General features: G+C 45.3%; 1 protein-coding gene. It reads left to right on the forward strand.

Annotated elements, in window-relative coordinates; translation table 11 throughout:
- Positions 1-293 precede the first annotated feature (293 nt).
- Complete coding sequence (locus R8N47_RS24515; RefSeq protein WP_023624778.1) at positions 294-764, forward strand: ASCH domain-containing protein; 471 nt, start codon at positions 294-296, stop codon at positions 762-764.
- Positions 765-814: the final 50 nt, after the last annotated feature.

Genomic DNA, 814 nt, shown 5'->3' on the forward strand with positions numbered 1-814 from the left:
CCAGAGTCGGGAGAGAGAGAATCAGGGAGAAGAAGAGGGCAATAAATAAGCGCATAAAACGTCCTTTTGCGTGAAGAGTACAGATAGACACTGCAACCATAGCAAATCGAACAAACGTTTAGCAAAGTTATTACAAAAGAAATGCTTGTCACGCTTTTGCGCAACTTTTATGGCTCAAGACAAAAGTGGAAGCAGAAAGACGGGTTTGTGAACGGTAAACTCTTTGGTCAGTTGTTCTTTGTTTTACAACTGGTTATGCTCGTCATTAATTCTTTCTCAAGTGTGATAAGTGCATGGATGCAAAAGCAAAAAACTACTTAAATCGGTATCTTGATTCGCTCTCCCCAGAGCAGAAAAGTGCTATTCCATCAGTCAGTGCTGACTACTATTGTGCCGATGAATACAACGCGAATGTGTGCGCCGAACTCGTTCGTATTGGGCAGAAAACGGCATCGTGCAGTATGGAGCTGTGGTACAGCGAGCACGGGGAGCCGATGCCAGAGGTCGGGCATTTGCAAGTCGTCACCAATTGGGACGGTGAGCCTGTTTGTGTGATTCAAATGACGGACGTGAGCACTTGTCGATATGATGAAGTCACCGCAGAATTCGCCTACGCAGAAGGCGAAGGTGATAGAACGTTGAACTGGTGGCGTGACGCGCATGCTGCATTTTTTAAAGCCGAGTGCGATGAGTTGAACATCGATTGGCATGAGCAACGTTTGCTGGTTCTAGAACGCTTTAAAGTGGTGTATCCATTTGAATAATCAGCGTTGAGTGACTAAAAAACAGCACCGAGTTTGGTGCTGTTTTTTGT

Source organism: Vibrio sp. 2132-1, assembly GCF_033344315.1.

What these genes read in the sequence shown, in the direction of transcription:
- R8N47_RS24515 (WP_023624778.1), top strand. Translation starts at nt 294, where the DNA reads ATGGATGCAAAAGCAAAAAACTACTTAAATCGGTATCTTGATTCGCTC.